The organism is Pseudomonas sp. LY-1 (genome assembly GCF_053502595.1).
Genome location: NZ_CP094353.1, coordinates 4,300,283 through 4,314,641, shown reverse-complemented (window position 1 = coordinate 4,314,641; position 14,359 = coordinate 4,300,283). Strand labels below are relative to the sequence as shown.

General features: G+C 58.5%; 20 protein-coding genes, 1 tRNA gene and 1 pseudogene. 13 read left to right on the top strand and 9 right to left on the bottom strand.

Features of this window, described 5'->3' with window-relative positions; all coding sequences use genetic code 11:
• Positions 1–44 precede the first annotated feature (44 nt).
• Genes MOQ67_RS19620 through murB form a run of 7 tightly spaced genes read left to right on the top strand, consistent with a single transcriptional unit; the run spans position 45 to position 4,565 of the window.
• Positions 45–680: a MotA/TolQ/ExbB proton channel family protein gene (locus MOQ67_RS19620; RefSeq protein WP_017848014.1), complete on the top strand. Its 636-nt coding sequence runs from the start codon at positions 45–47 to the stop codon at positions 678–680.
• The gene (locus tag MOQ67_RS19615) at positions 677–1,105 is read left to right on the top strand and encodes an ExbD/TolR family protein (protein WP_046382925.1); all 429 of its coding nucleotides are present in this window, start codon (positions 677–679) and stop codon (positions 1,103–1,105) included. The genes MOQ67_RS19620 and MOQ67_RS19615 overlap by 4 nt, the downstream gene beginning before the upstream one ends.
• Positions 1,105–2,115 carry a tetraacyldisaccharide 4'-kinase gene (lpxK, locus tag MOQ67_RS19610; RefSeq protein WP_198717583.1) on the top strand — a complete coding sequence of 337 codons (1,011 nt, stop codon included), beginning with the start codon at positions 1,105–1,107 and terminating at the stop codon, positions 2,113–2,115. The genes MOQ67_RS19615 and lpxK overlap by 1 nt, the downstream gene beginning before the upstream one ends.
• A 23-nt stretch (positions 2,116–2,138) precedes the next feature.
• Complete coding sequence (locus MOQ67_RS19605) at positions 2,139–2,324, top strand: Trm112 family protein (protein ID WP_003174668.1); 186 nt, start codon at positions 2,139–2,141, stop codon at positions 2,322–2,324.
• Positions 2,321–3,085 (top strand): 3-deoxy-manno-octulosonate cytidylyltransferase, encoded by a 765-nt coding sequence (kdsB, locus tag MOQ67_RS19600; RefSeq protein ID WP_017848011.1) that lies wholly within the window; start codon positions 2,321–2,323, stop codon positions 3,083–3,085. Before MOQ67_RS19605 ends, kdsB begins: the two co-directional genes overlap by 4 nt.
• On the top strand, positions 3,085–3,549 hold the full coding sequence (locus tag MOQ67_RS19595) for a low molecular weight protein-tyrosine-phosphatase (protein WP_017848010.1): 465 nt from the start codon (positions 3,085–3,087) through the stop codon (positions 3,547–3,549). The genes kdsB and MOQ67_RS19595 overlap by 1 nt, the downstream gene beginning before the upstream one ends.
• Entirely contained in the window at positions 3,546–4,565 is a 1,020-nt protein-coding gene (murB, locus tag MOQ67_RS19590) for a UDP-N-acetylmuramate dehydrogenase (protein WP_017848009.1), read from the top strand. Before MOQ67_RS19595 ends, murB begins: the two co-directional genes overlap by 4 nt.
• A gap of 74 nt (positions 4,566–4,639) precedes the next feature.
• Here murB and MOQ67_RS19585 read toward each other — a convergent pair whose 3' ends face one another.
• Positions 4,640–5,311: a Bax inhibitor-1/YccA family protein gene (locus tag MOQ67_RS19585; RefSeq protein WP_017848008.1), complete on the bottom strand. Its 672-nt coding sequence runs from the start codon at positions 5,309–5,311 to the stop codon at positions 4,640–4,642.
• Between the two features lie 152 nt (positions 5,312–5,463).
• On the opposite strand from MOQ67_RS19585, the gene MOQ67_RS19580 reads away from it, so the two are divergent.
• Positions 5,464–5,554 (top strand) — tRNA-Ser (locus tag MOQ67_RS19580).
• A 127-nt stretch (positions 5,555–5,681) separates the two neighbouring features.
• On the opposite strand, the gene MOQ67_RS19575 is transcribed toward MOQ67_RS19580, so the two are convergent.
• The 3 genes from MOQ67_RS19575 to MOQ67_RS19565 are packed head-to-tail and all read right to left on the bottom strand — an operon-like array spanning position 5,682 to position 7,229.
• A complete protein-coding gene (locus MOQ67_RS19575) occupies positions 5,682–6,746 on the bottom strand; it encodes a tyrosine-type recombinase/integrase (RefSeq protein ID WP_198717584.1) in 1,065 nt (354 codons plus the stop codon).
• A 4-nt stretch (positions 6,747–6,750) separates the two neighbouring features.
• Positions 6,751–6,987, bottom strand: coding sequence for a DUF4224 domain-containing protein (locus MOQ67_RS19570; RefSeq protein WP_198717585.1), 237 nt, complete (start codon positions 6,985–6,987; stop codon positions 6,751–6,753).
• A gap of 11 nt (positions 6,988–6,998) precedes the next feature.
• A complete protein-coding gene (locus MOQ67_RS19565; RefSeq protein ID WP_198717586.1) occupies positions 6,999–7,229 on the bottom strand; it encodes a hypothetical protein in 231 nt (76 codons plus the stop codon).
• Positions 7,230–7,339: 110 nt separating this feature from the next.
• Between MOQ67_RS19565 and MOQ67_RS19560 the strand changes: the two genes are divergently transcribed.
• The gene (locus MOQ67_RS19560; protein ID WP_198717587.1) at positions 7,340–7,870 is read left to right on the top strand and encodes a hypothetical protein; all 531 of its coding nucleotides are present in this window, start codon (positions 7,340–7,342) and stop codon (positions 7,868–7,870) included.
• Here MOQ67_RS19560 and MOQ67_RS19555 read toward each other — a convergent pair.
• The 3 genes and pseudogenes from MOQ67_RS19555 to MOQ67_RS19545 all read right to left on the bottom strand — a co-directional run.
• Positions 7,813–8,181 (bottom strand): DUF4406 domain-containing protein, encoded by a 369-nt coding sequence (locus MOQ67_RS19555; RefSeq protein WP_448675542.1) that lies wholly within the window; start codon positions 8,179–8,181, stop codon positions 7,813–7,815. The two genes, MOQ67_RS19560 and MOQ67_RS19555, sit on opposite strands and share 58 nt — an antisense overlap.
• A 43-nt stretch (positions 8,182–8,224) precedes the next feature.
• On the bottom strand, positions 8,225–9,883 hold the full coding sequence (locus MOQ67_RS19550; RefSeq protein ID WP_448675952.1) for a DNA cytosine methyltransferase: 1,659 nt from the start codon (positions 9,881–9,883) through the stop codon (positions 8,225–8,227).
• 33 nt (positions 9,884–9,916) lie between these two features.
• A pseudogene (locus MOQ67_RS19545) lies at positions 9,917–10,848 on the bottom strand (DNA cytosine methyltransferase); the annotation flags it as partial.
• Between the two features lie 52 nt (positions 10,849–10,900).
• Between MOQ67_RS19545 and MOQ67_RS19540 the strand changes: the two are divergent.
• Positions 10,901–11,551 carry a hypothetical protein gene (locus MOQ67_RS19540; RefSeq protein WP_104902957.1) on the top strand — a complete coding sequence of 217 codons (651 nt, stop codon included), beginning with the start codon at positions 10,901–10,903 and terminating at the stop codon, positions 11,549–11,551.
• A 293-nt stretch (positions 11,552–11,844) separates the two neighbouring features.
• Here the strand turns inward: MOQ67_RS19540 and MOQ67_RS19535 are convergent, their stop codons facing one another.
• Together MOQ67_RS19535 and MOQ67_RS19530 are read right to left on the bottom strand one after the other, a co-directional pair.
• Entirely contained in the window at positions 11,845–12,219 is a 375-nt protein-coding gene (locus MOQ67_RS19535; RefSeq protein ID WP_104902958.1) for a hypothetical protein, read from the bottom strand.
• A gap of 81 nt (positions 12,220–12,300) precedes the next feature.
• Positions 12,301–12,705 (bottom strand): hypothetical protein, encoded by a 405-nt coding sequence (locus tag MOQ67_RS19530; protein WP_307847780.1) that lies wholly within the window; start codon positions 12,703–12,705, stop codon positions 12,301–12,303.
• A gap of 307 nt (positions 12,706–13,012) precedes the next feature.
• Here MOQ67_RS19530 and MOQ67_RS19525 point away from each other — a divergent pair, with 307 nt between their 5' ends.
• The 3 genes from MOQ67_RS19525 (at position 13,013) to MOQ67_RS19515 (ending at position 14,253) form a co-directional block, all read left to right on the top strand.
• Complete coding sequence (locus MOQ67_RS19525) at positions 13,013–13,351, top strand: hypothetical protein (RefSeq protein ID WP_104902959.1); 339 nt, start codon at positions 13,013–13,015, stop codon at positions 13,349–13,351.
• A gap of 334 nt (positions 13,352–13,685) precedes the next feature.
• The gene (locus MOQ67_RS19520) at positions 13,686–13,832 is read left to right on the top strand and encodes a hypothetical protein (RefSeq protein WP_226926172.1); all 147 of its coding nucleotides are present in this window, start codon (positions 13,686–13,688) and stop codon (positions 13,830–13,832) included.
• A 106-nt stretch (positions 13,833–13,938) separates the two neighbouring features.
• On the top strand, positions 13,939–14,253 hold the full coding sequence (locus MOQ67_RS19515) for a hypothetical protein (protein ID WP_104902960.1): 315 nt from the start codon (positions 13,939–13,941) through the stop codon (positions 14,251–14,253).
• Positions 14,254–14,359 lie beyond the last annotated feature (106 nt).

Here is a 14,359-nt window from a genome sequence, read left to right as displayed (position 1 = left end):
ACCTATATGGTAAAGTGGCGGACTTTTTCGAGGGGACATTCACTGTGTGGGAATTGGTCAAATCCGGTGGCTGGATGATGTTGCCGATCATCTTGAGCTCCATCGCCGCACTCGGCATCGTTGCCGAACGCCTGTGGACCTTGCGCGCCAGCCGTGTCACACCCGAGCATCTGCTGGGGCAGGTCTGGGGCTGGATCAAGAACAAGCAGCTCGACAAGCAGAAACTCAAGGAACTGCGTGCCAATTCACCCCTGGGTGAAATCCTCGCGGCCGGGCTGGCCAACTCCAAGCATGGTCGCGAGATCATGAAAGAGTGCATCGAAGAGGCCGCGGCGCGGGTCATCCATGAGCTGGAGCGTTATATCAACGCCCTCGGCACCATCGCCGCCATGGCACCGTTGCTCGGCCTGCTGGGCACGGTGCTGGGCATGATCGATATTTTCAGCTCGTTCATGGGCGCGGGCATGAGCACCAACGCCGCGGTGCTGGCCGGTGGTATCTCCAAGGCCTTGATCACCACGGCGGCGGGCCTGATGGTCGGTATTCCTTCGGTGTTCTTCCACCGTTTCCTGCAGCGCCGGATCGATGAACTGGTGGTCGGCATGGAGCAGGAGGCCATCAAGCTGGTGGAAGTGGTGCAGGGCGACCGTGACGTGGACTTGGTCGGGGACAAAGCGTGAAATTTCGCCGCAAGCAACGGGAAAATGTTGATATCAACCTCGCGTCGCTGATCGACGTGGTGTTTATCCTGCTGCTGTTTTTTGTCGTGACCACCACCTTTACGCGGCAGACCCAGCTGCGGGTCGATTTGCCGGAAGCGGTCAGCGGCTCGCCGGCCGAGGACCAGGAAGTCAAGCAACTGGATATCGCCATCAGTGCCGACGGCGTGTTTTCGGTGAATAACCAGTTGCTCGAGAAGAACGACCTCAACAGCCTGATGGAAGCCCTGCAGAAAGAGTCCGGTGGCGATACCAAGATGCCGCTGTCGATCAGTGCTGATGGCAAGACCCAGCACCAGGCTGTCATTACTGCGATGGACGCTGCCGGCAAGCTGGGGTTCAGCCACTTGCGCATGAGCACCGTCGAGGCGGTGAGCCAACCCTGATGGCCATGTCCGATCGCTTGCTCAAGGCCTGGTACGAAGGCCATCCGGCGCTGACGTTGCTGCGGCCGCTGGAGTCGCTGTATCGCGCGGTGGTGCAGCGCAAGCGCGCGCGCTTCCTGGCGGGCGAGGGCGAGATCTACCAATCGCCGGTGCCGGTGGTGGTGGTCGGCAATATCACCGTGGGCGGGACTGGCAAGACGCCGTTGATCCTGTGGTTGATCGAGCATTGCCAGCGCAGAGGTTTGCGTGTGGGCGTGGTCAGTCGCGGGTATGGCGCGAAGCCACCGCAGTTGCCGTGGCGGGTCGAGGCCAGCCACGCTGCTGAAGTGGCTGGCGATGAACCCTTGCTGATCGTGCAACGCTGCGGGGTCCCCTTGATGATCGACCCCGATCGCAGCCGCGCAGTGAAGACGCTGCTGGCCAGCGAAACCCTGGACCTGATCCTCTCCGACGACGGCCTGCAGCATTACCGCCTGGCTCGCGACCTTGAGCTGGTGCTGATCGACGCCGCCCGGGGCCTGGGCAATCGCCGCTGCCTGCCTGCCGGGCCGTTGCGCGAACCGGCGGAGCGCCTGAAGAGCGTGGATGCGCTGCTCTATAATGGCGCCGCGGCCGATCGCGAAGATGGTTTCGCCTTTCGTCTGCTGCCCACGGCGTTGGTCAACTTGCAAACCGGCGAACGCCAGCCGGTCGATTACTTCCCGGCGGGGCAGCAGGTGCATGCGGTCGCCGGTATCGGCAACCCGCAACGTTTCTTCAACACCCTTGAAACGCTACACTGGCAGCCGATACCCCATGCTTTTGCCGACCATGCGTCCTACAGCGCGGAAGTCTTGAATTTCACGCCATCATTGCCGCTGGTCATGACCGAGAAGGACGCGGTGAAGTGCCGCGCCTTTGCCCAGTCCGACTGGTGGTACCTTGCGGTGGATGCGGTGCCGTCGCCAGCGTTTGTCGCCTGGTTCGACATGCAACTGATGCGTCTGTTGCCCGCCCGTCTCTTGCCTTAAACGCTTCATTCCAGGAAACACTCATGGACACCAAACTGCTCGACATCCTCGCTTGCCCGATCTGCAAAGGCCCACTCAAGCTCAGCGCGGACAAGACCGAACTGATCAGCAAAGGCGCCGGCCTGGCTTACCCGATCCGTGATGGCATCCCGGTGATGCTGGAAAGCGAAGCCCGCACGCTGACCACCGACGAGCGCCTGGATAAATGACTACAGCCTTTACCGTTGTCATTCCATCGCGCTACGCCTCGACCCGCTTGCCGGGTAAACCGCTGCAACTGATCGGCAACAAGCCGATGATTCAGCTGGTGTGGGAACAGGCCTGCAAAAGCAGCGCCGAACGCGTGGTGGTCGCCACCGATGATCCGCGCATTATCGATGCGTGCAAAACCTTCGGTGCCGAAGCGGTACTGACCCGCGAAGACCATAACTCCGGCACCGACCGCCTGGCCGAAGTGGCCACACAACTTGGCCTGGCGCCTGATGCCATCGTGGTCAATGTGCAAGGTGACGAGCCGTTGATCCCGCCGCGCGTGATCGACCAGGTGGCCGCGAACCTGGCGGCCCATGGCGAAGCGCGCATGGCGACCCTGGCCGAGCCCATCGAAGACATTGAAACGCTGTTCAACCCGAACGTGGTCAAGGTGGTCAGCGACATCAACGGCCTGGCGCTGACATTCAGCCGCTCGACGTTGCCCTGGGCGCGGGATGCTTTTGCCAGGCATCCTGACCGGTTGCCAGAAGGCGTGCCGTACCGCCGTCACATCGGTATCTATGCCTACCGCGCCGGTTTCCTGCATGACTTCGTCAGTTGGGGCCCGTGCTGGCTGGAAAACACCGAATCCCTGGAACAACTGCGTGCCCTGTGGCACGGCGTGCGTATCCATGTCGGCGATGCTCTGGAAGCACCGCCTGCGGGTGTTGACACCCACGAAGACCTCGAGCGCGTCCGCCGCCTGCTGGGGGCCTGATGGAGGTTCTGTTTGTCTGCCTGGGCAACATCTGCCGCTCGCCCACCGCTGAAGGCGTATTGCGCCATAAATTGCGCGAAGCGGGTTTGGCTGGCCAGGTCGACGTAGCGTCCGCCGGCACGGGGGAATGGCATATCGGCAACCCACCGGACTCACGCAGCCAACAGGCAGCGCGGCAGCGCGGTTACGATCTGTCGGCCCAGCGTGCGCAGCAGGTCTCCCGCGCCGACTTTGCGCGTTATGACCTGATCCTGGCCATGGACCACAGCAACCTGCGTAACCTCAAAGCGATGCAGCCGGGGCAGGGCAAGGCCGAGCTCGACCTGTTCCTGCGCCGCTACGACTCTGAAGTGGACGAGGTGCCAGACCCTTACTACGAAGGCGAACAAGGCTTTGAGCGGGTCCTGGACCTGATCGAACGAGCCTGTGATTTATTGGTGATCGAATTGAAGGGGCGGTTATGACCTTGCAAGTGCTTGCGCAGGTATCGCTCAAGCCATTCAACAGCTTCGGCATCGACGTGCGTGCCCAGCTCTTCGCCGAGGCCCACAGCGACGCGGATGTTCGCGAGGCCCTGGCCTATGCCGCCGCCCAGGCAGTACCGCTGCTGGTGATCGGTGGTGGCAGCAACCTGCTGCTGACCCGGGACATTCCGGCCTTGGTATTGCGCATGGCGACCCAGGGTATTCGGGTGCTGCAGGATGACGGCCAGCATGTGGTGGTCGAGGCCGAAGCGGGCGAAGCCTGGCACCCGTTCGTACTGTGGACCCTGGAACATGGCTTCTGCGGCCTCGAAAACCTCAGCCTGATCCCCGGCACCGTGGGCGCTGCACCGATGCAAAACATCGGCGCCTACGGAGTGGAGATCAAGGATGTGTTCGCCGGCTTGACGGCCCTCGATCGCCAGACCGGCGAGTTGCGTGATTTCAGCCTGGAAGAATGCAACTTCGCCTACCGGGACAGCCTGTTCAAACACGAAACCGGACGTTGGCTGATCCTGCGGGTGCGGTTTGCCCTGAGCCGCGTCAGCCACCTCAAGCTCGACTACGGCCCCGTGCAACAGCGCCTGGCCGGGCAGGGGATTACCGACGCCACCCCGAGCGATGTCAGCCGGGCGATCTGCGGCATCCGTCGGGAAAAACTGCCGGACCCCGCAGAGCTGGGCAATGCCGGCAGCTTCTTCAAAAACCCATTGGTGTCCCAGGCGCTGGCCGCCGAGCTGCAGGGCTTGTATCCGGACTTGGTGGCCTATCCCCAGGCCGACGGGCAGATGAAACTCGCTGCCGGCTGGTTGATCGACAAGGCCGGTTGGAAGGGCTTTCGTGATGGAGATGCCGGCGTGCATAAGATGCAGGCATTGGTGCTGGTCAACTACGGCGGCGCCACCGGGCATGACATCGCCAACCTGGCGCTACGTATCCAGCAGGATATTGCCCAGCGTTTCAAGGTCGATCTGGAGATGGAGCCCAACCAGTACTGAGCCCTGAACAAAGCGTCCTGAAACAAAAATGCCCCGTATCTTGCGATACGGGGCATTTTTTATACTGCTGGCAATCAGTCGTCGCGGCTCATGATGCCGAAGATCTGCAACAGGCTGATGAACAGGTTGTAGATCGACACATACAGGCTGATGGTCGCCATGATGTAGTTGCGCTCACCGCCGTGGATGATGGCGCTGGTCTGGAACAGGATGCACACGGAGGAGAACAGCACAAAACCTGCGCTGATCGCCAACTGCAGACCGCTGATCTGGAAGAACATGCCAGCGACCACTGCCCCCAGCAACACGAAGAAGCCGGCGGTGATGAAGCCACCCAGGAAACTCATGTCCTTGCGGGTGATCAGCACATACGCCGACAAACCACCAAACACCAGGGCTGTCATGGCAAACGCCGAGCTGACCACTTCCGCGCCGCCGGCCATGCCGAGGTAACGGTTAAGGATCGGGCCGAGGATAAAGCCCATGAAACCGGTCAAGGCAAACGCCGACACCAGGCCCCAGGCCGAGTCACGCAGCTTGTTGGTCAGGAAGAACAGACCGTAGAAGCCGATCAACACGACAAAGACATTCGGGTAGCCGACGCGCATCTGCTGCGCCATGAACGCCATCACGCCGCTGAATGCGAGGGTAAGGGCGAGCAAGCCATAGGTGTTGCGCAAGACGCGGCTGACTTCAAGCTGCTCAGCCTGCGCGTTACCATTCACTGCGTAATTCTGTTCGCGCATGGCGACACTCCTTCGGTTTTGAAACGTTCAGTCGCAAAGATCATAACAGACGCTCTGTAACAAGCGATGGCGAGAGTTTGACAGTGTGTTTCATTCGGGTATTATGGCGCCCGCTGAGACAGGATGGGCTGCTATAATCCTGTGATGCAAAAGGGAAATTGGCAGAGTGGTTGAATGCACCGGTCTTGAAAACCGGCGAACGTTAATAGCGTTCCCAGGGTTCGAATCCCTGGTTTCCCGCCAAGATTTACACGAAAGCCTCGCGATTGCGGGGCTTTTGCGTTTCTGGCGTTCAGGAATGCTGATAGTGAAACATCTGATCGTTTCCGCATCATTTCAGGCGGTTTCCGCAACTCAGCCAGATTTGAGATCAGCGAGTCGGCTTCACGATCTCGCCAACGCGTCTGTAGACCGTCTCCGTGATGCGCTTATCCGTGTGCCCCAGGAGGCGGCTGGCATCACCCAGGTCGAGGATCTCGCTGGCGGCTTTCGGTCGGATATCGCGGAATTGGAACTGACGAATGCTCGCAGCAAGAATCCCATCTCCTTTCTCGCGGGCTGTCGCTATCGCCCGGTCCCTGGCGTCGTCAAAGCGCAATCGCAGCATCGGCTTGGTCACCTGTCGCCCATCCTCCGTGACAATCAGGTACGGGCTCCGCACGCCGCGGGAACGCCTCTGCTCTATCAACCGCTCCACTAGTGTGCCTAAGTCATTCAAAACTCCGGCGGCAGTCAGGCGGATTCGTAGCTTTTTGGAAGTTTTGCCCTGGGCAACCTGCAGGAACTCGTTAACCGCGTCTGCTTCCCGCATCGAAAGCACGTCCGCGGGGCGCTGGCCAGTCAAATAAGCCAGGTCCATGGCGTCGCGCAACTCCGAGGTCGCGACCGCATACACGGCGCTCCAGATTTCCTCGGTTGCATAAAAGTCCCGCGGTACTTCCTTGTTCTTCCGCACGCCGGCGGCCGGGTTGCTATCGGTGATCCCCCACTCGCGTGCGATGTTATAGATGTGCGAAAGCAGGGATATCTCGCGGTTGGCTCGTACCTTGGCGCTCCGCCCGTCCCGATATTGGGCTATGACCTGCGGCGTCACCGCGTCAATGGGCGCATCGCTGAAGGCTTTGCGCAATTGCTTCAGGCTCAGCAGGTTATCGCTTTGCGTCTTCGGTGCCTTGCCCGGGATGATCTCTCGCTCGTAGCGGTCGAATACCTGGCCCAGCAGAGCGTCCTTCTTTGGCACTGGCTTGCAATCGAGCTTTGCCCATTCAGCCTTGGCGATATCCAAATCACCCCCGAGCGGTATTTCCACCCGCTTCCCGTCTTCATTCCTCCCGTCGTAGTAGTACCCAACCCACTCTTTACCGCCTTTCAACGTGCGCACACGCCGAATCATTCGCGGCGGCAGATCCCTGTTTGCCGCCTTTTTTGCTCGCATCGCTTTATCCTACTTTTGACAGATCCAGCGACCAGGTTTCAGCCGCGACGTTTTCTGCTGATGGTTTCACGCCTGCCAGTTTCATGCGGGCGTAGACCCGGCCGACTACCGGGCGCCTTGCCCGGGTCAGTACGTACTTCCAGCCATTCCGGTTGAGCCACGCGATCTGGCCGGACGGGATCATGTAGCCTGTGATCGCTGCCAGCTCTTCCTCGGCAAGGGTTTCGCTTTGCATTTCCATGCTATGCACCTCTATACGTCAGGTTTGTCGAGAGAGCCGGCGGGCCGCGCTGTCTTGATGATGTGGATGACCAGGCCGAAGGTGATCAACATCCAGGCACAGGTGCCGGCGAATGCGCCGAGTAGCGCCTCGATGGTGCCGGTGCTGAGCAGGTCAGGCCCGAGCCAGGCGAGCCAGTAGCCGGTGCCGGCCAGGTACAGCAAAGCGCCCAGCAGGATCAGGGTGAGTTTCGTTGCGAACATGGGGTGTCCTTGCCGCTATAGCGGCTGACTTTGAAGGGGGAGGGGACTCGTGTTTCTCTTATACTGAGCTAAGCTGCGAGCTCAAATTGCGTAGCTCACAGAGGGAAATCATGAAGCGATTTACTGATGCTATATTGAAATCTTTAGAGTACAAAAACTGGTACGCCGCTCTATTTATGTCTTTGTCACTTCCGGACATTTGCTCAAAGCTTGAAGCGGCAAATAACAAGACAAGTGGGGTTAAGTACGCTGCTTGGTTTGATGAATATATGATGAATAAGTATTCCTTTCAGCATCCTCTTATGAACGGAAGAACTATATTTATGGATGGCGATTCATGCTACGCACTAAGATGCTCGATGCTACATCAAGGTGATGCAGACCTAACCACTCAAAAGGTTCGGTCATTTTTAGATAGTATCCATTTCACAACAACAACTGGGCATTGCAATCGCGTCAACGGCGTTTTGCAGCTAGATGTCAGTGCGTTTTGTACAGATGTCTGTAATTCAGTTGCTGAATGGCATGAGCGCTTTAAAACTAAAGATGGCGCCCAAGATAAGTTGAGAAATCTTTTTTTGGTTCATGTATCCGAGAGCAGTATTTTGGGTGGCTCAGTAGTTTTCGGTTCAAGTAGCTGACGCTCAACTGCTTTTTGAAGGCTTTCATGGGCTCCCACAACGCGCATTCCGAGGTGCTGGGCAATCAGGACTTCGAGCTGGGCGCCCTTCGATTCTTGCCAGCCGGACAGGGTGACCACGGTGTCGCAGTCCATCAGGGCGGCAATGTCGCGGCGCATACAGTCGGTCCAGGTGCCGCCGTCAGGGTTGATCTCGGCGGGGTTGGTGACGGCGTGGCCGGCGGCGCGCAGGTCGGCGGTCATGGCGTGGAAGGCTGCGAAGTTGAGATCGGGCAGGCCGGTCATGGGGCCGCTGAGGTAAATCCGTTTCACGATGAGTCCTTGCCGGGCTATGCCCGGGCGGTGGAGTGGGGAGTTATGCGGCGCGGGCTTGGCGTTGTTCCGCGCGCCACGGGTCGTTGGCCCGTGCCAGCGCGGCCATCGGCGGCGGGCTGACGCTGTTGCCGCACATGTGTACTTGCTGGGTCTTGGTGAACGGCTTGCCATCGGCGCCGTGGCTGATGATGTAGTCGGCCGGGAAGCCCTGAGCCTTGTAAAGCTCCGTGGGTTTCAGCATCCGCAAGCAGATGTCGACTATCACGTATGGCGTGCCTTTCACCATTACGGTGACCATTGCTAGGCGGTCCTTGGTGGTGATCGTCGGTGCTGGTGAGTCGCAAGCGCTAGTGTTCTCGGTGCCGTAGTAGCTGATCAGGAAGGCGGCAACGCGCAGGGCGCCAGCTTTATGCTCTGGCGACAGCGTGAGCGACACCAGTGAACTTTTACCGCCGCCGCCGGCAGTAATGGTCGGCGCCGGATCTTCCAGGCCCTGGCCAACACTGCCGCCGAATGCCCGCTCCATGAATGCGCTGACCAGCCCGTGGTGCTGGCCGCCGGCGCTGACGGTGTGTAGCGGGTCATTGACGTCCCGTGCATCACAGTTGCCCCGCAGGTGAACCAGGTTTGCCGCCACCAGCTGCTGCTGGCTGCCGGTGTTGGTCACCGTGGTCATCGGGTTTTCAATGCTCTTGGCGTCGGTGGTGTTGAAGCCGCCATTCATCTGGGCCATGAACACCGTGGAGATGCCCATGGCGTGAGCGGCACCGGCCGGGCGCTGATAGTTGCCGCCGCTGGTGATGGTCGGCAATGGCTCGTCCAGCGCCTTGCCCGCGTCATCGAAACGGAACTTCACCAGGTGCGCCGCTGCGATCGCGCGGTGACTGCGAGTCATGAGCGTGCCGACTGGCTTATCCGCTGCTACCGGGTGCCCGGCGTAGACCGGGCCGCCGGCCCCAACCATCACAGGGCTGATCAGTGTCAGCTCACCGCGGTTCGCGCACGTGACCGTCGGCAGCGGTTCGAGCGGGTCGTTGATTCTGTCGCTGCCCTGGTGCGTTGCCGGTGCGATGATCGGGCTGACCACGCTGAAGGCGCCGCCCTTAGGGTAGGAGGTGATCGTGCGCAGCGGCTCACTGGCGGACTGCACTGCCTCGCCGGACCAGTTAGCAATCGGGACAATGAACGGCGCCGGGTTGTCGATGAGAAACTTCTTCATGCCCTTGGCAACGCGGCGCAGTGTGGCCGGGGCCAGGTCTTTCTTGCGACCGAAGATGCTTTTGCCCAGGTCGGTGAAGTCGATGCAGTCAGCAGCGGTTTTCCACTTCTGCTGGCCCTTGACCGGGTTTTTCGCGTGGGTTGGCTCCGGCCACACGATCGGCTTCCCATCGCACCCGGCGATCATGAACAGGCGTTCCCGGCTGGTTGGTGCGCCGAAGTCGCAGGCCTTAATCACCCTCCACTCAACGACATAGCCCATGCCTTCCAGCAGGGCTACGAAACGGCGCCAAGTGCGGCCGCGCTGCCTAGGGTCAGGGATCAGGAACTGCTGGCCCACCGGCACAACTTCACCAGGTGCTGCAATTTCTCCGCTGAGTTTCACCACGCGGCCGGTGGCCTTGTCGCGCTTGGCGATCAGCCGGCCCCATTGCAGGATCTGCTTCACGTTCTCCAGGCTGATTACCCGTGGCCGCTTCATGCCTGCCCACTTGAGCCCGATCCACGACAGGTTCCCGTTCGCTTGTAATGTGCCCGCCACGACAAGAAGACTTTCCCGACTCTCGTGGTCGCCATATGGGTTTGTGGTGAGAGGCGCTGAGACTATGAAGGTCTCGGTTTCAGCATCCATCCGTGTGCCGCCCGGATGCGCGCTGAGAGCAGTTGCTACCTCGGTCTGTTCACAGTTGGCGCCGCCTCCAAATGCGGTTGACTGAAGATGGCCAGCTACTGCGTGGTCAACATCACCGCCACCGTCAGTGCTTCTAAGAGTGCCGGCGGGAGCTTCCGCATGGCCTCGGCGCGGCGCAGTATCCCGGCGCATGCCTTCGCACTCAAAAAGTACCTCGGTGGGATCGAACCCGTTTCGAGCATTTGCGACAACGAACACACGACGGCGTCGTTGGGCCAGGCCGAAATATTGGGCGTCCAGGACCCGCCACGCGATTGTTCTTTTGGGGCCATACACACAACCAGCGTCCTGCCTTTCTTCCCTGAAGGCTGCAGCTCGCAGTCTTCCCCAGCAAGCACGCCAAGAAAGCATCCGAAGGCGTTCCCTTTGTCGCTGAGGACGCCGGGTACGATGACGCTGGCGGACTTTCGCTGGCCGGCGCGAACATAGTCAACTGCATCTGCAAGCTCCACGTATTTGATGGTGAGGGCGCCGCGCGGGTCGGTGAGGCCTTCGCGCATGCCGGCGACTGAGAAGGCCTGGCACGGGGTACCACCGACCAGTACGTCCGGTGCCGGGATCTTGCCGGCCAGCACCAGGGCGGCAAGCTTGGTCATGTCGCCGTGGTTCGGCACGTCGGGGTAATGGTGGGCGAGGACCGTCGAGGGGAACGGCTCAATCTCGGCGAACCAAGCGGCGCGCATGCCCCGCGGGTGCCAGGCCTGGGTAGCGGCTTCGATTCCGCTGCACACAGAGCCGTAGGTAATGTCGGACATAGGGGAGCCTCGCCGGGTATATTTGCGGAATTAGTAAAAATAGGGGGCGGGAATGTTGAACGATTACGGTAAAAGTCTTTTCAAGCCTTTGTGCTCAGTCCAAAACGTTGTTTTAGCGGCAGCGGTGATTTTTATTTTGTCTCTTCTCAACCTCAGCAGCAGCGAGCTTGCAAGCTGGGCTCAAGCACTAGGTTCGATTGCAGCGATTTGGGGGGCATTCCAAATCAGTAATCGGCAGGTCGAACGCCAGCAGTCGGAGCGAGCAGAGGAGCGTAATAGGCAAGCATCTGCTTTTTTTGCTGTAGCGAAAAATGCTGTGGATGCTGCAAACAATTTCGTGAGTTTTACGCAGCACAGTCACTCTTTTATGATTGTCAGAATGAACTGGAACTTGATGTACTCGCACTCGATAGAGTCATCATTTGATTCATTGAAATTGCTACCGGCGCACGAGCTTGGTACTTACGATCTTGTGATTGCTCACAGTGGGTTGGTGGCAAGTGTCGCTAGCATTCTAGTTCAGACGCGCAATAGCCTTGGCACTACGGCTTTACCTGAGCAGGAGTACATCTTTTTGCTGCAAGAGCTTTCAATGCGACTCAGTAATTTGAATTTCTATTGGGTAAATTTTACGGATGCCTTTGCTGCAGCCTACCCCGAACCGATAATGTCAAATGCCTCGCCGGCTGGCACGGTTCGTTGATATAGGGTATCAAAGGGGACCGGCATGGAGCCGGATCAAGGAGAAATTCGTGGGGAAGTTAAAGATAGATCGTTTGTCAATTGGAACAGGATCTAGAGCGGCGCTCTATGACCGAAAACAAAGTCCGGAAGAGCTTTTTTTAGAAGATACTGACAAAATCGATGTGTACAGGGTCACGCTCCGCGAAGGCACATACAGTCATGCTGGCGATCCGGCCCTAGAGGGTGAGTTTGATGTCACTCTTTCAGTGGGTGGCAGCTTCCAAGGCCACGTGATAACCCAGATCCCGGGTCTCACCAAAGAGGGTGAGCCGGGGTCGATAACTCTGACTCTGCAGGCTGAGCGATAGGAGGCACAATTTCTTCGCCTGGGTCCCGACTAATCTCAGTCATACTTCGATTGTGAAACGTTCGCGCCACGTTTTCGCTAATCACGATTTCGTGGCGTGGATAACTCAAGAACTCGATCAGCTCGTCGTCAGCCATCAAGTCCATCTTCATGATAGCGATCTGCAATACCTCGCTGATGACCGGCACCTTGCCGGGCATCCGAATACGCTCCATGGCCCGCTCGATACCCGGCCTGACTTTGTGCCGCAATTCCTTCTCCGCGACCGCCAAGCGCTTCTGCGCAGCCTTGACTGATCGCTCCTGTACTGATTTGGCCATGGCCTACCTCTTCTATTTCGCTGGCCGGCAGTGCGAGCCAGGTTAGTCGGTGTCTCGCGCTGACCTGTTTGTGGATTCGTTTCACGCAGCGACCTTCTGCTGATTCCAGGCGCCGACCGCTTCGAAGAACCGCGCGGCGTGAGCCTCGTCCAGCGACATCGCTTTGGGAATCGCGATCCATCCCGAGGTCACCATCTGACTTTGGTTTGCAGAATCGCGCAGTTCCTTGTAGCAATGCTCGATCACGTCTTCCAGGTGGTCGGAGAGGTAGAGCCCATCGGGCGCAATCTCCACTGACTTGCTGTACCGGTCGCCGTGGGCGTCGATGCAGAGCGCGCGGAGGTAGATAGTCCATCGATGCGGGATGCCGCAGACGGCCTGACCGATCTTCCCCGGTGCGATGTTCTTCCGCGATTTGTAGTTGATCATGCCCTGGCGGCCGCTGGCTGACGCCGCGCCACGCGAATCAGCAGTACCTTCCGGCATTTGGCTCAACTCCCACTGCATGAAAGCTGTAAGCGCTTTTGCGGCGAAGTAGTCGCGCATGCTCATGCCCAGCACCGCGCCGTATTCATTGCTGTCGCTCGGGAACGCCGGGGTGCTGTTGTCTTTGCCCATGACTCTCTCCATTCGTTGGTTCACCTGTATTCGTCAACACTCATGCCTCCCTCTGGTTGCCGATTGGCGCGGGGGCAGTGCATGCGGATATTTTCGGGAAGGGGTAAAGCTGAATGGCCTTAGGCCGATATGGTCAAAGCCATACTCATTTATTTGAAAGTTTAGGGGCTGTTGAATGTTTTCAGTAAGAAACGCAACGCTTTGCCTTACCCTGGTCAGCACCGGCTTTGCCAGTAGCTGTTTTGCGAGTCAGCCTGTTGATGCTCATCAAGTTGCAGTAACCCTCATTGCAGTGGAGCAGCTCTGCAATAAGGCAAACCCGGCCTTAAATGGCTCTTTCGAAAACGTGCTGGCCAGCGATCCTGACACGGACGAAGCAACCAAGGCCGAGGCTCGCAAAGTTAGCTCAGACCCCGCTTACAAAGGTGAGATTGAATTTATGGTGCAATCTCTCAAAAGCTCGGGTCTGGTGGTTTTGACGCAGGATCTTTGCAAAAGCTACGCAGCAAAATAGTTCGGTTCATCTTGGTGGATAGCTACTGACAGTTCGCTTTGGTGTTGCCGGGAGAGGTTATAGGCCGAGCTATATACGCCGCGATTTCGTCCGCATCGGATGTCGCTTGAATCCCTCCGAGTGTTGCCCGTCTACGCCGCGACAAAATCCGCTAAGGCTGGGGGCAAGGTGACTACCCTGCTGTCATCACAGAGGGCTGAGCGATATCCGATACACCGCGCTGGTTGATCAGCCTTCCTGGTTCGCCTCGATCATCTTTTCGATGTCGGTGGCGACCGGCTTCCTCCAGTTCTTGATCCGGCCCGGCTTCAGGTCGATGTTCAGGATCAGGGTATTGATCAAGAAGTGGGCATCAAAAGAAGCGCTTGATGCACATGATCTCGCTCCGCATATGCTTGAGGCAGCCAAGCACAACCCGACGTTCCGTGCGGGGCCGGCTACAGTGCTGTTTTTGGAGTCGGCGGTGCTTTCATCGCACTGAAGAAGGGCTGAGCTCACAACAGAAGAGCCCAGCCCCACGCAGGGCTCTTTGCATCTGGCTTTCCCAGTGCTATTTTTTCCGAATTAACCCCCACACGGAGAGTGCAATGACCCGATACTTCAAAAGTCTAGACAATGGCAAGGTTGAAGAAGTCGATGCGTTTCAGGTTCTGGCAATATTGTTCCTAGGCCCACTCTATCTTTGCTTCGCCGGCCTTTGGCGCCATTTATTGATCTGGGGTATTGCTATAGGGTTGGGGCTGTTTGCAGGCCCGCCATGGGCAGCTATACCTATTGCTGGACTGCCAATCATCTACTGTTTTTTGATACGTAAAATTGTGGCAGATGAGTATTTGAAGAAGGGCTGGGTAGAGGTGGCTGATCCAAAGCTTGCACTCGATAAAGAAGTTCCAGACGCTTAGTCTCTTGCAGATTAGTTGCTTTGAGCCCAGCCTCGCGCTGGGCTTTTTGCTTTCTGCGGCCAGGTGCTACAGTCCCGCCAAACCAAAGAGGGAACGACATGCGAAG